Origin of the sequence: Xanthomonas sp. WHRI 10207 (genome assembly GCF_040202975.1) — a bacterium.
Lineage (GTDB): Bacteria > Pseudomonadota > Gammaproteobacteria > Xanthomonadales > Xanthomonadaceae > Xanthomonas.
On the sequence record NZ_JBEGDX010000001.1, the window covers coordinates 687451 to 704582 of the forward strand.

Below are 17132 nucleotides of genomic sequence, written 5' to 3' on the forward strand. Positions count from 1 at the left end.
CGCACGCGCCTAAGGTGCGCGCATCGCACAAGGCCACTGCACCCCATGGGACACGATCACAACCACGCACCCAGCGAAATCCGCCATGAAACACCGTTGTGGTGGGCACTCGGCCTCACTGCCACCTTTCTGGTGGCCGAAGTCATCGGCGCGTTCGTGTCCAACAGTTTGGCGCTGTTGTCGGATGCGGCGCACATGGCCACCGACACGCTCGGTCTGATGATCGCGCTGCTCGCGGTGCGTTTGAGCCGTCGCCCGGCGGACGCGCGCCGCACCTACGGCTATGTCCGTCTCGAAGCGTTGGGGGCATTGGTCAATGGCGCGCTGCTGTTCGGTGTCGGCGCCTACATCCTCTGGGAAGCCGCACAACGCTTCCGCGCACCGCAGGACATTTCCTCCAACGGCATGCTGCTGATCGCCGGCCTGGGCCTGGTGATCAACCTGATCGCAATGAAACTGCTGCATGCTGGCAGCGGCGAAAGTCTCAACGTCAAGGGCGCCTATCTGGAAGTCTGGAGCGACATGCTCGGCTCGGTGGCGGTGATCATCGGCGCCTTGCTGATTCGTTGGACCGGCTGGCAATGGATCGACCCGGTGCTGGCGGTGCTGATCGGCCTGTGGGTGCTACCACGCACCTGGGTGCTGCTGCGCGAAGCGATCAACGTCCTGCTTGAAGGCGTCCCCAAAGGCATCGACCTGGCGCAGGTCCGTCAGGCCTTGGCCAGCTACCCCGGCGTCGACGACGTGCACGACCTGCACGTCTGGGCGCTGGCCTCCAGCACGCCCGCACTCACCGCGCACGTCGTGGTCGGCGACACCATCGACCGCGATCGCCTGCGCGACGCCCTCGGCACCTTGCTGCATGACCGCTTCGACATCGCCCACGTCACCTTGCAAGTAGAGAGCGGCGATTGCGGTACCGAACCCTGCGGTACGCCAAAGATCGCCTCGGACGCCGCGCATGACGATCACCACGGGCATGCGCATGGACATGGCGGCCACTCGCACTGAGCGGTGGCTGGCGTTGTAGCTTGAGCGTGTTGCCAGTGTACGGATGGTAGTACGCGCGGCAGGCGCCTACGCTTCCGGCCTCACGGCCAGCTGGCGCGTTGCCGCCTCCATCGTATGATCGGCCCGGGATGAGTTCTGCACACGGCGGATGTCATGGCGCTAGAGGTCGAGCAGGTGAACGAGCGGGTTGCCGCACTCGTGCAAGAGGCCGGTGCCGCAGCATCGGCAGGGGACTGGCAGCGAGCCGAGGCCTTATGGCAGCGCGTGCAGAAACTGGCGCCGGCACATCCGCAGGCGCTGTATAGCTTAGGAGTTCACGCCTACCAACGGGGCGACACGCAGGCTGCGATTGCGTACCTGGATGGCGCGCGGGCAACCAGCCCGGCCGATCCGATGATCGCGTTGACCATTGCCGTTGTGAAGCAGGCGCAGGGTGACGTAGACGGCGAATGGCAGGCCATTGCCGCTGCGTTGGCGCTGGATACCTTCTTTTTACCTGGCCTGCTGGCGAAAGCCGAGTTTTTGGAAGCGCGTGGCAGGCCACGTACGGCTGCCGGTGTCTACCGCGACGCCTTGAACGTCGCACCGCCCCAGCCACAATGGCCGGCGGTGTTGCGCCGCAAACTCGCACGTGCCAGTCAGGCTGTCGAGCAGGACACCTTGGAACTGGAGGCGCAGCTACGCACTGCGCTACAGGTGCCGCGTCAGTCGGTGAGTACGGCGCTCCAGGGGCGGTGGGATGAGGCGGCAGCGATCGCAAGCGGTCGAGCCCGCCCATTCCATTCTCAGTCCAACCGTCTGCTGATTCCGCGGTTGCCTGCCTTGCCCTTCCATGACACGGCGGCGCTTCCCTGGGTCGATGCATTGCAGGAACAGACAGATGCCATCGCACAGGAGCTGCGTGCCGTCATGGAGACCGACAGGAGCGGATTTGCTCCCTATATCGCCTACGCACCCGATCAGCCGGTAAATCAGTGGAAACAACTCAATCACTCGCCCGCTTGGAGCTCGTACCCGCTCTGGCAACATGGCTTGCCTGTGGAGTCCCATTTAAAGCGGTGTCCAGCAACCGCTGCCGCGCTGGCATCGGTGGATGCCGCACAGATTGCTGGCGTCTGTCCCAATGCGATGTTTTCGGTGTTGGCGCCGCAGACGGTGATTCCTCCGCACCATGGCGAGACCAATGCGCGTCTGGTGGCGCATCTGCCGTTGATCGTGCCGGAGGGCTGCCGCTTTCGGGTGGGCTACGACTGGCGGCATTGGGAGATCGGAAAGGTGCTGGTGTTCGATGACTCGATCGAGCACGAAGCGCGCAACGACAGTGCGCATGCGCGCGTGGTGTTGATTTTCGACGTGTGGAATCCTTTGTTGAGCGAGGAGGAGCGCGCCATGGTCAATGCCATGGAAGCGACCATCGCACGCCATCGCGCTGGATGAGTGCATGCCAGCCGGTGCTCAGTCTTCGATCGCAACACCGGTTGCTGCAAGTGCTTGCCGTAGTGGTCCGAGATGCGCGGCATACGCCCGCCAGCGGCCCGATGCTTCAGTATACAGCGGGCGCCGCACCTGCCAGTAGCTGGCGGTTCTCACCGCGTTCTGCGCGTGGTGGAAGTCCAGACACTGGGGTTCCCACGGCAGCTGCAGGAAATCGAGCAGCGCCCGCAATGTGGGTTCTGGCGCGGTAACGAAGGCGTCGTAGTCGAAGGTGTGGATGCTGTCCGGATACAGCGACAGCCAGTGCTGCATCAACTGCGCAGATGCGCCATAGAAATGCCCGATGTCTTCCAGTCTGCCTGCATAGCCGAATCGACGCGGATTGAGTTGCTGCATGAAGATCGACAGCCCGTTGTCCAGCGGATGACGACGCGTATGCACGATCCTGGCACAGGGAAAAAGCTGCTTGATCAAGCCGACCAGTTCAAAGTTGTCCAGCCGCTTGTCCGTGATGTAGCGTAACTGCGTGTGTTGCGGAACCGCTAGCGCGACGCGTTGTTGATAGCTTGCCGCTAGGCGTGCCCGGGTTTGTGCAGACAGGTCTTGCGCGGCTTGCGGAAACGGTGACAACGCCTGTGCAACCAGACGTGGCAGCGCGTCCAGCTCGCCCCCTGCAGCAATGCAGGGATGACGCGACAGCACCTGTTCGAGCAAAGTGGAGCCGGAGCGGAACATGCCGCAGATGAATAACGGAGCCGCCACGTTTTGCTCAATGAGCCGATCGGATTGCTCGCTCAAGGTGCCGCCGTCGGCAAACACTGCGCTGAGATGGTTGAAGCGCTGTTGTGTCCTTTTTGGGTCGTAGCGGCGCGACTGTGCGTAGCCATCACGGTTGGCGGCGCTTGCCGTCTCGAATGCGCGCTGGTGCAGCCCCAGGCGATCGTAAGCCTGCGCCAGCGCATGCGAGACGGTGGCCGATAACGCTGCATCCTGGCCCGGCAACGCGACAGCTTGGGAAAGCCTGCTCAGGCGCGGATCCTGCGCATGCGTGGGTGGGTCCAGGTGCAGCAAGCGGGCGGTCGCCTGCAGCTGCAGCGCGTGGGTGGATGTGTCGGCGCTAACGAGGACCAAAAGTCGAGCATAGGCTGCGATCGCTCGATCGCGCGCGCCCATTTCCTCGTGCAAATTGCCGAGGTTGAGCAGCGCCGGCGGATAATCCGGATGGCACTGCAGGGCAAGCTCGAGTTCTTCAAGCGCCAGCGCGTCCCGGTGCAGATGTTCGCTCAGCAGTGCGGCACGATTGAGGTGAATTTGCTCCGGCTCCGTAGCGCCGCAGGACAGGGCCTGCCCGTAAGCATCGAGTGCCCCGAGTGCATCGCCATGACGGCGAAGCAGGTAACCCAGGTTGTACCAGGCATCGGCGCAGCGGGGCTGGGCTTGCAGCACGTGTCGATAGGCCTCGGCTGCCTGCTGCAGATGTCCCTGCTGCAGGAGTTTTGCGGCCTGCTGCAACAAGGCGTTCAATACATGCTCCCGGAACGTAGCTGGAGAAGTGGTATTGCCGCATGCTTGAGCATGCATGCGCGGTGTGTCAATCGGCTTGCCGACGCAAACGCGGCCGTTCCCGTACCCGGCCACACGGTTGCCTTGTATGCTCGGTCATCGTCGACAGCGAAGACACGCAATGCCAACGTGGAAATCCCTCGGAATCCTGCTGATGGTATGCGCAACGAGTGCGGCGGCGCATGAGGTTGTCACGCATGCCTGTGCGTCGGTGCTCGATCCGTTGCCACGGCTGGCCTGTTACGACGCGAGCTTCCCGCCATCGCCTGCAGTGCGCGCCGCTGAAGCCAGCAGGGGGCTACGGGAATTCGGTCACGACCCGGTGCACGCATCGGTGACGTCGACTGGGCAGTCGCCAGCACAGGTGAGCGCCACCGTCCGCGCGGTGGCCTATCAGACCGACGGTACCCGCGTCGTTGTGTTGGACAGCCAGCAGCGCTGGGCGCTGACAGAATCCAGCAGTCGCGGTTATCTGGCCGAGGGCGATGCAGTGACGATTCGCGCTGCTGCGCTGGGGAGCTACATGTTGGTCACACCCGGCGGCGTCGCACTGCGTGCTCGCCGCATCGATTGACATCGCCGATACCAGCGTCCGTGACCGGGAGAGACCTGATTGACCGAGATTGAGCCCAACAGCATTCTGCGAGACGGATATCAGTTGTTGCGCCAGGGCCGCTACCGCGATGCGGTTGCACTGGCCGAGGCTGCTTGCGCACACCATCCCGATGATGCGCATCTCCTTGAGTTGGCAAGCGAAGCCTGGCTGGCGAACGGCGATCCAGACACTGCGGCCGAGCGCATCGCGCGTGCCGCGGCAGTTGCGGTGTCGCCGGTTCCTCTCCTGATCAAGTACGGCAGCTTGCTGGTGCAGCTGCGTCGCCGCCACCAGGCCCGGCGCGTGGCTCGTCAAGCACAGGCACTGTCGGCGGCAGATGGAGCTGCGCTCTGGCAGATTGGTACTCTGCATAGCGGCTGTCAGGATGTTGTTGCCGCACGCGATGCGTACCGGCAGGCACTGACATTGCTCGGAGAGCAGCCGCGGCTGATGTACGACCTTGCGACGATGCAATTTTTCAGCGGTGAGTTCGACGCGGCAGAGCGTATTCTGGATCGGCTGTTGCAGTTGGTGCCCAACGCCGGCGATGCGCTGTACCTGCGTGCCAGCTTGCGACGACAGACCGCGCAGCAGAACCACCTGGAGGATCTGCGCCGCAGGTTGGCATCGACCTCGTTCGATGCGCAGGCAAGGGCGGCGGCCCTGTTTGCGCTGTCCAAGGAGCTGGAAGATCTTGGTCGGCACGAGCGGTCGTTTCAGACACTGACAGTCGCGGCTGCCAGCAAGCGCGCGACCTTGCAATACGACGTCGCTGCCGAGTGCGCGCGTATCGCGCAGATACGCGACGCTTACGGTCCGGCGGCAGTACAGACGCTGCGCTCGGGCCAGGGTGGCGAGGGTGTCATCTTCATCGTTGGCTTGCCGCGCTCGGGCACCACGTTGCTTGAACGGCTGCTCGTACAGCACGCCGACGCTCGTTCGGCGGGGGAACTGATGGACTTCGGTGCACTGCTGGGCGCTGCAACGTCACCAATCGTGTCAAGCAACCCGGTGCTGACGGCGGCGCAGGCATCGCTGCAGATCGATTTTGCCGCGCTCGGTGAGGATTACCTTCGCGGCGCGCGTGAGGTTGTTCATGGGCATCCGCTGTTGATCGACAAGATGCCGATCAACTATCTCTACTGCGGCATGATCGCAACGGCCTTGCCGAAGGCGCGCATCATCCACCTGGTACGGGACCCGCTCGATACCTGCTACGCCATGTACAAAACCCTGTTCTACAACGCTTATCCGTTCTCTTACGCGCTCGACGAAATTGGCGAGTATTACCTGGCCTATCAGCAGACGATGCGTCATTGGCATGCACTGCTGCCGGGGAAGATCTTGGACGTGCACTACGAGGAGTTGGTGCGCGATACCGGTCATCAGATCGCCCAGGTATTGCAGTGGTGCGGGCTTGCCTCGCGCCAGGCTGTGCCCGAGATGACGGAAGTGGCCTTTGTCACTGCGAGTGCGGCTCAAGTACGCGGAGAGATACATCAGCGCTCGGTACATGGCTCACGTCGGCATTTGTCTGGACTTGGCGCACTGGTGAAGCGGCTGCAGATAGCCGGTGTTGAAGTGCCCACTGCAAGGTGATCGGTGCATCGGCCTACATAGACCGTTGGCCGATGGTGCGATGAGCCCTGCAATCCAATGACTGTGTGATCCACGCACCGTTTTGGGGCTTTTGCGCACCCTTTCAGAGCATTGCTGAACAGGGCTTTAATTTTCTTTGACATCGCCTTAGCATCGGCTTGGCAGCGTTTTTCGGGCGCTTATTTCGCCCCCCGCTAGCCAATGTGGTCAGCGCCGTTTACTGCGCTCGCCCGCGTCGTCGCAGTGGTTGCGCACCTGCCGCTCTCCGGTGGCGTGTCTTGCCCTGCGCCACCCGTTCGCACTGTCGGAGAGAGAGATGAGATTGAAGACCAGCAAGTTGCGCGATGCCATCAGGGTATCGCTCGCGGTTGGCGCCGCTGCACTGGCGTTCACAGGGTCCGTGATGGCGCAGGAGCAGCCATCGATGGATGCCAAAAGCCTGGACACGGTCAACGTCACCGGCACGCGCATCAAAAGCCAGACGATGACTGCCTCTAGCCCCGTGGCAGAAATCAACAAGGAAGAATTTCAATACACCGGCGCGACCAAGGTCGAAGATCTGATCAATCAGTATCCCCAGCTTGCCGCGAGCTTCGACAACTTTGCCAACAACGGTTCGGATGGATATGCAACCGTCGATCTGCGTGGCTTGGGTGCGCAGCGGACCCTGACCTTGGTCAACGGCAGGCGTATCCCCAAGGGCATCGGCGAAAGCCCGGATATCAGCATCATTCCTGCCGCACTGGTGCGCCGGGTGGATGTTCTCACTGGCGGTGCTTCTGCGGTGTACGGGTCGGACGCAGTCGCCGGCGTGGTCAACTTCGTACTGGACGACGAGTTTGAAGGTGTCAGTGTCGATATGGGCTACAACGCCTTTCAGCACGACAACGGCAATAAGCTGATGCGCGGCCTGATGGATGATGCGGGGTACGATTATCCAACCGGCAATTCCGGTTTCGATGGTATTTCCCGCAATGTGGATCTGGCGATCGGCGGCAGTTTCGGCGAATCCGGTCATGCGACCGCCTGGGCAACCTGGCGCGAGAATGATCCCTTGCTGCAGGGACAGCGCGATTACTCTGCCTGTGCATTGAGCAATGCGGGCACTGCATGCGGCGGTTCGGCGACTGCGGACCCTGCCAATTTCTACGTTGTCGCTCCGTCTGCCGGGGCGTTCTATGTGCAGCCGTCCGCGGGCGGGACCTGGTCGCAGGTCGCTTCGCCCAATCTCTACAATTTTGCGCCGTTAAATTACTACCAACGGCCTGACACGCGTTATACGGCTGGCAGCAGCATCAAGTACGAGGTCAATGAGCACTTCAAGCCCTACCTCGAAACACTCTTCGTCAACCGCAAGAGTTCCACCCAGATCGCTCCATCCGGTGCATTCTTTACCGACCTCAATGTCAACTGCGCAACATCGGTGATCGGCAGCTTGTGTAACGATGTCGGTATCACAGACGACGAGTTCACGGTCTACGTTGCCAAGCGCAACGTCGAAGGTGGTCCGCGCATTACCGATTCAGACACAAACAGCTTCAGCATCACCACTGGTGCGCAGGGCGATATCAACGACAACTGGTCGTACGACGCCTCCTTTACCTATAACCGCAGTACCACCAAGTCGGAAAATATCAACGACTTTGTCACTACCCGGGTGCGCGATGCGCTATTGGGTTGTCAGCCTGGCGCATTCGACGGCTGCGTGCCGTACAGCGTCTGGAATGACAGCGTGACCGCAGCAGAAGCGCAGGCGCTACAGGGCGTAGGTATCGTCAATTACGAAACCTCGATGCGCGTGTTCAATGCATATGTGACCGGCAACTTCGGTTACAGCCTGCCATGGGCCGGCGAGAATCCGATTAGCGTGGTCGGTGGCGTGGAAACCCGTACTGAAACCTTCAAACGCGTCGCCGACAGCAATATGCAGACCGGCAACTTCACCGGTCTCGGTGGCCCGACCTCCAATGTATCCGGCGATATCAGCGTCAAGGAATTGTTCCTGGAAGGCGCCGTGCCGCTTCTGGCTAACGCAGGTAGCCTGGATCATCTGGATATGCAGCTTGGCTATCGCTACTCGGACTACGACATCTCCGGTGGCGTCAGCACGTACAAGGCCGGTCTGGGTGCGACATTTGTCGATGGCAAATATCATTTGCGCGCAGGCTGGAACCGTGCGATCCGCGCTCCGAACGTCACCGAGCTGTACAACGAAAATACGATCGGGCTATGGAGCGGTAGCGACCCCTGCGCTGGCGCCAATCCGACCTTTACCCAGGCCCAGTGCGCCAACACCGGTGTGACGGCCGCGCAATACGGGCGTGTGGCAGCAAATCCAGCGGGGCAGTACAACGAAATTGCTGGTGGTAATACCGCGCTGCAACCGGAAACGGCCAACACCTGGACGGTCGGCTTTGCGGCCAGCCCGATCAAGGGGCTCGATCTGAGCGTGGACTACTACGACATCAAGATAGACGACGCCATCCGCGCCATCGGTTCTTCCAACATCCTGACCGCATGCGGTGTCACCGGCAATGCGGACATCTGCAGCCGCGTCCGCCGCAACGCCACCACCGGCGATCTGTTCCGCGGCAGCGACCCCGATGTCTCTGGCCTGATCTTCAATTCCCAGGACAATTTCGGCTCGTTGCACTTCCAGGGGATCGATCTGACCGCGTCGTATGCATGGAGTGTCGGCCCGGGCCGCCTGACCGCCTCGATGATGGGCAGCTATGCCCTCAAGCAGGAATACGAGCCGGTTCCGGGCGTGCAGGAAGTGACCTACGACTGCGCTGGCGTGGTCAACGTGGCATGCAATAGTGCCGAGTGGCGGCATGTGCTGAGCACGCGCTACAACTTCGATCGCTACACAGTAAGTCTGCGTTGGCGTTACATCGGTGAGCTGGACTACCAGAACACCGACGGAACCCGTGGCACAACCGACGTGCGCCTAGTGAACCAGGGCAACAAGGTGTCGGCGTACAACTACTTCGACCTGTCCGGTTCGATGCAGTTGGGCGATTACGTCACCTGGACGCTGGGCGTCAACAACATCGCCGACAAGGAACCGCCGCTGGTGGGTGGGAGCCTCACCTTCAACGGTAACTCCCTGGGGGGTTACGACCAAGCGGGGCGTTACATCTTCACCAGTGTGGGTCTGCGCTTCTAAGTTGCGTTGCGGCACCGGTAAAAAAGAACGGCGAGCCTTGGCTCGCCGTTCTGTTGTTGGGCGGTGACGACCCGCTCGATCGTTGTGTCGCCGCACCTTGATTCGAATCAGCCGACGATCAATCGGCGCGCGTGCTTTCGCAGGCAAAATCCCGTTACCGGAGACTCATGCCACCGCTTCCCGCAACACCGGCGAATCCCAGCCCGGGCGCGGGGCAAAGCGTTCGCCATAACGCGCGTGCAGTGCCTGCAAACGTTCGAGCAGCGCATCCGCGCCGACGCTGCGGATATGCTGGATCGGGCCGCCACGGAACGGGGCGAAGCCGGTACCGAAGATGACGCCGGCATCGAGCAGGTCCGCATCGGCCACCACGCCGTCGTGCAGGCAGGCCACCGCTTCGTTGAGCAGCGGCAGGATCAGGCGGTCTTCCAGATCTGCGGGCACGGCATAGCCGCTGGCCACTTCGGGTTTGACCGCGCGGCCGTTCTCCCATTTGTACAGGCCCTGGCCGTCCTTCTTGCCGCGCTTGCCGGCGTCCACCGTGGCAAGCGCGGCGGGAATCGGCAGGTGCAGGAACGGCGCCAACTCGGCGCCGACGCCGGCAGCGACGTCCAGCCCCACCGTGTCGATCAACTCGATCGGCCCCATCGGCATGCCGAACTTCACCGCAGTCTTGTCCAGTACCGGTCCCGGAATGCCCTCGGCATACGCGGTGGCCGCTTCGAGCAGATACGGGAACAGCACGCGATTGACCAGAAATCCGGGCGTGCCCGCCACCGGCACCGGGAACTTGTCCAGCGCCTTGCAGAACGCCGCCAGGCGCGCCACGTTGGCCGGATCCAGGCCATCGTGCTGCACGATTTCCACCAGCGGCATCATCGCCACCGGGTTGAAATAGTGCAGGCCGGCAAATTGCGCCGGGCGCTGGATGTGACCACGCAGCTCGGTCAGCGGAATCGACGAAGTATTGGTGGTCAGCACTGCATCGGGCTTGAGTTGCGGCTCGATGGACTGATACAGGTCGCGCTTGGCCTGCGGATTTTCGATGATCGCCTCGATCACCAGATCCGCCTGCGCCACGCCTGCGCCAGCCAAATCGCCACGCAGGCGCGCTGCCACCGCCGGCCGCTTGGCGTCGTCCTTCACCCGCTTGGTAAACAGCTCGCCGCCGCGCGTCAGTGCCGTATCGATAAAGCGTTGCTCACGGTCCTGCAGGGTGACATCAAAGCCCTTGTAGGCGGCCCACGCGGCGATATCGCCGCCCATCACGCCGGCACCGATCACATGCACGTGGCGAATCGGCGGCAACGCGGCCGCGCCTGCATCCTTGCCGCCCAGCGCCTTCAAACGCTCGGTCAGGAAGAAGATACGGATCAGGTTGCGCGCAGTCGGCGTGCTGGCGAGCTTGACCACCGCCTTGCGCTCGGCCGCAAGCCGCGCCTGGATGCCGCTGCCGCCCGCGCGCTCCCACACGTTGATCAAGGCATACGGCGCCGGGTAATGCTCCTTGCGCGCCTTGCGTGCGACCTGCTTGCGCATCTGCGGCGCGAGCAGCTTGCGTGCCAGCAACGTGTTGGTGGCCCAGGCGGTCGCGCGTTGCTTGAACGGGCGCGTGGTGCCGTTCAAGGCCAATGCGGCGGCGGCATCCACCAGCACTGCAGGCGCGGCGACCTTGTCGATCAGCCCCATCGTCCGCGCGGCCTTGGCCGAGACGGTGCGACCGGTCAGCATCAGATCCATCGCCGCCGGTGCACCGATCAGACGCGGCAAGCGGGCGCTGCCGCCCCAGCCGGGGAAGATGCCGAGCTTGGTTTCCGGCAGGCCGATGCGTGTGCTGGCGTCGTCCGACGCCACCCGATACCGGCACGCCAGCGCGATTTCGGTGCCGCCGCCCATGCAGAAGCCGTGGATCGCCGCCACCGTAGGGCAGGGTAGTTCGGCCAGTTTCTGGAACGCCTGTTGGCCGCGATGGATCGCATCGTTGACCGTGCCCTTGCGGTCGAAGTCCTGGAACTCCTTCAGGTCGGCGCCGGCAATGAAGCCGTTGGCCTTGGCCGAGCGCAGCACCACGCCCTTGGGCGGGTCCAGTGCCAGCCGCTCGACCAGCGCGCCCAGTTCGAGCAGCACCTCCTGCGAAAACGCGTTGACCGGTGCGCCTTGTCGATCAAGGCTGAGGACGACCACGCCGTCCTCGCGCAGGTCGGCCTGCCAATGGCTGAATCGGAGCCCGTCGAAACCTGGAAGCATGCGTCTGGCCGTCCGGCGATATAAGGAAAGGCCGTTATCATCCAGAGGTTGTTTCCATCACGTCAAATACCCATACCAGTCGACAGGACGGCACGCGCTTCGCGGGAGGCGTCGCCAGCGGCGCAGTGGAGCCGCTACCCTGCTACGTGACGATCGAACCGATCGGTATGAACTTTCCTCTTCAACGGCGGTCTCATTGCCCGACTTCGGTGGGCTGACAGGAGTGCGGCCCAACATGGCCGAAGTCGATACACCTCAGGAGCTGGACCTGGAACTGGTCCGGCGTGTGCAGCGCGGCGAGAGCGCAGCGTTCGACGTGCTGGTGCGCAAATACCAGCATCGGATCGTTGCGTTGATCGGGCGCTACATCGCCGACTGGAGCGAATGTCAGGACGTGGCCCAGGATACGTTTGTGCGCGCGTACCGCGCGATCAACAGTTTCCGCGGCGACTCCCAGTTCTATACATGGCTGCACCGCATTGCCGTCAACACTGCCAAGAACCATCTGGTTGCGCACAACCGCCGCCCGCCCACCGACGACATCGAGATCAGCGATGCCGAGCAGTTCGATGGAGCGACCCGGTTGCGCGACAACGACACCCCGGAGCGCGAATTGATGCGACAGGAGCTGGAACAAACGGTGATGCGTGCGGTCCAAGCACTGCCGGAAGAACTCCGGTCGGCCATCACCCTGCGCGAGGTGGAGGGGCTGAGTTACGAGGACATCGCGCGAAAGATGGATTGCCCGATCGGAACGGTGCGCTCGCGCATCTTCCGGGCGCGCGAGGCCATCGACATCGAGCTACGGCCTCTGCTGGAGACCGAAAGCGCTACCCGTGAGCGACACCGTGTATGAGCGATAACCTTGCCATGTCCACCACCGACAAATTCGAACGTCACTACCGGCAGCAGTTGTCTGCGCTGGTCGACGGAGAGTTGAACGCCGACGAGTCGCGCTTCTTGCTGCGCCGTCTGGCGCACGATGAGGAGCTGGCCGGCTGCCACGAGCGCTGGCAGCTGTGCGGCGATGTGCTGCGCGGTGCAGCCAGCGCGCCGGCGCCACTGGATTTTGCCGCGCGTGTGCGCAGCGCCATTGCCGATGAGCCAGCGCCGCAGGCGCAGCCGGCACCGCGCTCGGCCGCACGCTGGCGTTGGGGTGGCGGTGCAGCGATTGCTGCGTCGGTTGCCGCAATCGCCTTGTTCATGGCGCGCGAGCGCTTGCCGGAGACGGCACCGCCAGCCTCCGCTGTGCCGGTGTATGCGACTGCGGCGCAACTGCCGCCCGCCGCCTCGCCGCCGGTTGCCCCGCAAGCACCGGTAATGCCCGACCCGGCCAACCCCGGCGACGGCGGCGCGCTCGTCGCGGCGGTGCCGGCCGCTGCGCTGGCGTCCACGCGCCGCGGTGCCGCTACCCGCAATCAGCAGGTAGCGCGCAGTGCAGCGGCACGGCAGCAACAGGTGCCTGCCCGGATGGTGGCGTCGGCTACCCCGGCTCCTGCGGCAGCGGTGAGTCCGGCAGCAACTTCCAATCCATTTACCCATCCGGACACGACACTGCAGGCGCGCCCGTGGCCACGCGCGGCGTTGTCCGGCGCCGGCGATAGCCCGCTCAATGCCAGTTTCAGCCAGAGCCGCCAGGGTCCGGCGTTCTATCCGTTCGAGCCTGCCCCCCAGGCGACCGGCAACCCTGCGCAGAGCCGGCCGCTGCCGGTGCAGGTCCCGCAGAACTGATCCGGCCGCCGATCTTCATCCAGTCGGCGCGCTCCCTCCCGTTAACTTGCCGGGCCCGTGTCATCTCGCGGGTTCCGGCCCCTGTCGCCCTGCCATCGGAGGCAACTCGATGAATCACCGCATGCGTACCCAGATGTTTGGCCTGATCGCCATGACGTTGCCGCTGGCAGCCTGTGCTCAGCAAACCGCGCCAGCGCCGGCCGCCAAGGCCAGTGCGCCGATTGCCGCCAACCGCAGCACCACCCCGGCGCCGCAGTTGGTCGCCGGCCTGCCGGACTTCACCAATCTGGTCGAACAGGTCGGCCCGGGTGTGGTCAATATCGAAACCACCATCACCCGCAAGGATGCGATGGCGCGTTCGGCGCGTGGCGGGCGCGGCGGGCAAGGTGGGATGCCCGGTCAGGGCGGCATGCCGGAAGACGAGCAGATGCCGGAGTTCTTCAAGCGCTTCTTCGGCCCGGATTTTCAGATGCCGGGCGGCCCGCGGCAGGGGCCGGGCCAGGGTGGTGGCGATGACGATGGCGGCATCGCCGGCAAGTCGATGGGCTCGGGATTCATCATTTCCGCCGACGGCTATGTGCTGACCAATCACCACGTGGTCGATGGCGCCAGCGAAGTCACCGTCAAGCTCACCGACCGCCGCGAGTTCAAGGCCAAGGTGGTGGGCAGCGACGAACAGTTCGACGTAGCGCTGCTGAAGATCGAGGCCAAGGGGCTGCCGACCGTGCGCCTGGGCGACTCCAATACGCTCAAGCCCGGCCAGTGGGTGGTGGCGATCGGCTCGCCGTTCGGGCTGGATCACTCGGTCACCGCCGGCATCGTCAGCGCCACCGGCCGCAGCAATCCGTACGCCGACCAACGCTATGTGCCCTTCATCCAGACCGACGTGGCGATCAACCAGGGCAACTCCGGTGGCCCGCTGCTCAACACCCGCGGCGAAGTGGTCGGCATCAATTCGCAGATCTTCTCCGCGTCGGGCGGCTACATGGGGATCAGTTTTGCGATCCCGATCGACCTGGCCTTCAGTGCGGCCGAGCAGATCAAGGCCACTGGTCGGGTCAGTCGCGGCATGCTCGGCGTGCAGGTTGGCGCGATCGACTCGCTCAAGGCGCAAGGGCTGGGCCTGCCGGATAGCCGCGGCGCGCTGGTCAACGACATCCCCGCTGGCAGCCCGGCCGCAAAGGCCGGTGTCGAGGTGGGCGATGTGATCCGTGCGGTCAATGGCAAGCCGATCGAGGTGGCCAGCGACCTGCCGCCGATGATCGGCCTGATGCCGCCTGGCGCCAAGGTCAATCTGGACATTCTGCGCGATGGCAAACCCCGTCAGGTGTCAGTCGTGCTGGCGCCATTGCAGGATGGCAGCGAAGACACCGCGCCACGCACCGCAGCGGCCGACGCCAAGCCGGAGGCTCCGGCCAGTGTGGCCTTGCTCGGCTTGCAGGTAGCCGACCTGACCGCCGCCGAGCGCAGTCGGCTGGGCCTGGAAGCGGGCGAAGGCGTGCGGATTGCCGCGGTCACCGGCGCAGCAGCGCGCAGCACCCAACCGCCGCTGTCGCCGGGCCTGCTCATCGCCCGCGTCGGCCGTACCAAGGTCGGCAGCGTCGCCGAGCTCAACCGCGCGCTGTCCAGCTACAAGAAGGGCGACGTGGTCATGCTGCTGGTCACCGACGGCAAGGCCACCAGCTATGTGGCGCTGAAGGCCGGCGGGTGAGGACGGCCGGGATTGGTCATTGGTGATTCGGGATTGGCAAGAGCAGGCCCCCGCTCGCGGGTACCTGTTCTTGCCTCTGACTTTCGAATCCCCAATCCCGACTCCCTAATCCCCGCTCCAAAGCGTGCGATAATGCTGCGTTACCCTGACGACGGCCCCGCCGGCGCCCACCTCAATGTCCTCTGATTCAATGCGGTACATCCGCAACTTCTCCATCATTGCCCACGTCGATCACGGGAAATCCACCCTGGCCGACCGGATCATCCAGCTATGCGGCGGCCTTCAGGCGCGCGAGATGGAGGCCCAGGTTCTCGACTCCAACCCGATCGAACGCGAACGCGGAATCACGATCAAGGCACAGTCGGTGTCCTTGCCGTATACGGCCAAGGACGGGCAGGTCTATCAGCTGAATTTCATCGACACCCCCGGGCATGTCGACTTCTCCTATGAAGTCAGCCGCTCGCTGGCCGCCTGCGAAGGCGCGCTGTTGGTGGTCGATGCCGCCCAGGGCGTGGAAGCGCAGTCGGTGGCCAACTGCTATACCGCGGTGGAGCAGGGGCTGGAAGTGGTGCCGGTGCTCAACAAGATCGACCTGCCGACTGCCGACATCGCCCGTGCCAAGGCCGAGATCGAAGCGGTGATCGGTATCGATGCCGAAGACGCGGTCGCGGTCAGTGCCAAGACCGGTCTGAACATCGATCTGGTGCTGGAAGCGATCGTGCATCGCATCCCGCCGCCCAAGCCGCGCGATACCGACAAGCTGCAGGCGCTGATCATCGATTCCTGGTTCGACAATTACCTGGGCGTGGTGTCGCTGGTGCGCGTGATGCAGGGCCAGATCAAGCCGGGCAGCAAGATTCTGGTGATGTCGACCGGGCGCACGCACCTGGTCGACAAGGTCGGCGTGTTCACCCCCAAGCGCAAGGATCTGCCTTCTCTGGGTGCTGGCGAAGTGGGCTGGATCAATGCTTCGATCAAGGATGTGCATGGCGCGCCGGTCGGCGACACCTTGACCCTGGCTGCCGATCCCGCGCCGTATGCGTTGCCGGGTTTTCAGGAAATGCAGCCGCGTGTGTTCGCCGGCCTGTTTCCGGTCGATGCCGAGGACTATCCGGATCTGCGCGAGGCTTTGGACAAGTTGCGTCTGAACGATGCCGCGCTGCGTTTCGAGCCGGAAAGCTCCGAAGCGATGGGCTTTGGTTTCCGTTGCGGCTTCCTGGGCATGCTGCACATGGAAATCGTGCAGGAGCGTCTGGAGCGCGAGTACAACCTGGACCTGATCAGCACCGCGCCGACCGTGGTGTACGAAGTCCTCAAGACCGACGGCTCCATCATCAACATGGACAACCCGGCCAAGCTGCCGCAGTTGAACCTGGTGGAGGAGATTCGCGAGCCGATCATTCGCGCCAACGTGCTGACGCCCGAGGAATACATCGGCAACATCATCAAGTTGTGCGAAGAAAAGCGCGGCACCCAGATCAGCATCAATTATCTGGGCAGCCAGGTGCAGATCAGCTACGAACTGCCGATGGCCGAAGTGGTGCTGGACTTCTTCGACAAGCTCAAGTCTGTGAGCCGTGGCTATGCCTCGCTGGATTATCACTTCGTGCGTTTCGATGCCGGCCCGTTCGTGCGGGTGGACGTGCTGATCAATGGCGACAAGGTCGATGCGTTGTCGCTGATCGTGCACCGCAGCCATGCCGACCGGCGCGGCCGCGAGCTGTGCGAAAAGATGAAGGAACTGATCCCGCGGCAGATGTTCGACGTCGCAATTCAGGCCGCCGTCGGCTCGCAGATCATCTCGCGTTCCACGGTCAAGGCGATGCGCAAGAACGTGTTGGCCAAGTGCTATGGTGGCGACGTTTCGCGCAAGAAAAAGCTGCTGGAAAAGCAGAAAGAAGGCAAGAAGCGCATGAAGCAGGTCGGCCGCGTGGAGATTCCGCAGGAGGCCTTCCTGGCCGTGCTGCAGATGGATAAGTAGCAGGGAATGGTAAATCGGGAATCGGGAATCGTAAGGGCGCACGTGCTCCCGCTGTTCCAATTCCCCGTTCTCGATTCTCGATTCCCTTTCC

General features: G+C 63.4%; 10 protein-coding genes and 1 pseudogene. 9 read left to right on the forward strand and 2 right to left on the reverse strand.

The features are described 5' to 3' along the window. Positions 1–45: 45 nt before the first annotated feature. Positions 46–1011, forward strand: a complete 966-nt coding sequence (locus tag ABQU90_RS03055) for a cation diffusion facilitator family transporter (RefSeq protein WP_323521906.1) — start codon at positions 46–48, stop codon at positions 1009–1011. Positions 1012–1164: 153 nt separating this feature from the next. After that, entirely contained in the window at positions 1165–2448 is a 1284-nt protein-coding gene (locus ABQU90_RS03060) for an aspartyl/asparaginyl beta-hydroxylase domain-containing protein (protein ID WP_323521907.1), read from the forward strand. Positions 2449–2466: 18 nt separating this feature from the next. Here ABQU90_RS03060 and ABQU90_RS03065 read toward each other — a convergent pair whose 3' ends face one another. Further along, positions 2467–3969 (reverse strand): tetratricopeptide repeat-containing sulfotransferase family protein, encoded by a 1503-nt coding sequence (locus ABQU90_RS03065; RefSeq protein ID WP_323521908.1) that lies wholly within the window; start codon positions 3967–3969, stop codon positions 2467–2469. Between the two features lie 223 nt (positions 3970–4192). On the opposite strand from ABQU90_RS03065, the pseudogene ABQU90_RS03070 reads away from it, so the two are divergent. The 3 genes and pseudogenes from ABQU90_RS03070 to ABQU90_RS03080 form a co-directional block, all read left to right on the forward strand. Beyond that, a pseudogene (locus tag ABQU90_RS03070) lies at positions 4193–4582 on the forward strand (hypothetical protein); the annotation flags it as partial. Between the two features lie 39 nt (positions 4583–4621). Further along, positions 4622–6202, forward strand: a complete 1581-nt coding sequence (locus ABQU90_RS03075) for a tetratricopeptide repeat-containing sulfotransferase family protein (RefSeq protein ID WP_323521910.1) — start codon at positions 4622–4624, stop codon at positions 6200–6202. 316 nt (positions 6203–6518) lie between these two features. Next, positions 6519–9371: a TonB-dependent receptor gene (locus tag ABQU90_RS03080; RefSeq protein WP_323521911.1), complete on the forward strand. Its 2853-nt coding sequence runs from the start codon at positions 6519–6521 to the stop codon at positions 9369–9371. Between the two features lie 165 nt (positions 9372–9536). Here ABQU90_RS03080 and ABQU90_RS03085 read toward each other — a convergent pair whose 3' ends face one another. Next, complete coding sequence (locus ABQU90_RS03085; RefSeq protein ID WP_323521912.1) at positions 9537–11618, reverse strand: 3-hydroxyacyl-CoA dehydrogenase NAD-binding domain-containing protein; 2082 nt, start codon at positions 11616–11618, stop codon at positions 9537–9539. Between the two features lie 235 nt (positions 11619–11853). On the opposite strand from ABQU90_RS03085, the gene rpoE reads away from it, so the two are divergent. From rpoE to lepA, 4 genes are all read left to right on the forward strand, one after another. Continuing rightward, positions 11854–12474: an RNA polymerase sigma factor RpoE gene (gene rpoE / locus ABQU90_RS03090; RefSeq protein ID WP_005991949.1), complete on the forward strand. Its 621-nt coding sequence runs from the start codon at positions 11854–11856 to the stop codon at positions 12472–12474. Further along, positions 12471–13349, forward strand: coding sequence for a sigma-E factor negative regulatory protein (locus ABQU90_RS03095; RefSeq protein ID WP_323521914.1), 879 nt, complete (start codon positions 12471–12473; stop codon positions 13347–13349). Before rpoE ends, ABQU90_RS03095 begins: the two co-directional genes overlap by 4 nt. Before the next feature lie 109 nt (positions 13350–13458). After that, positions 13459–15060, forward strand: coding sequence for a DegQ family serine endoprotease (locus ABQU90_RS03100; RefSeq protein ID WP_323521916.1), 1602 nt, complete (start codon positions 13459–13461; stop codon positions 15058–15060). A gap of 190 nt (positions 15061–15250) precedes the next feature. Beyond that, positions 15251–17041, forward strand: a complete 1791-nt coding sequence (lepA, locus tag ABQU90_RS03105) for a translation elongation factor 4 (RefSeq protein WP_055845361.1) — start codon at positions 15251–15253, stop codon at positions 17039–17041. The last annotated feature ends 91 nt before the right edge of the window (positions 17042–17132 follow it).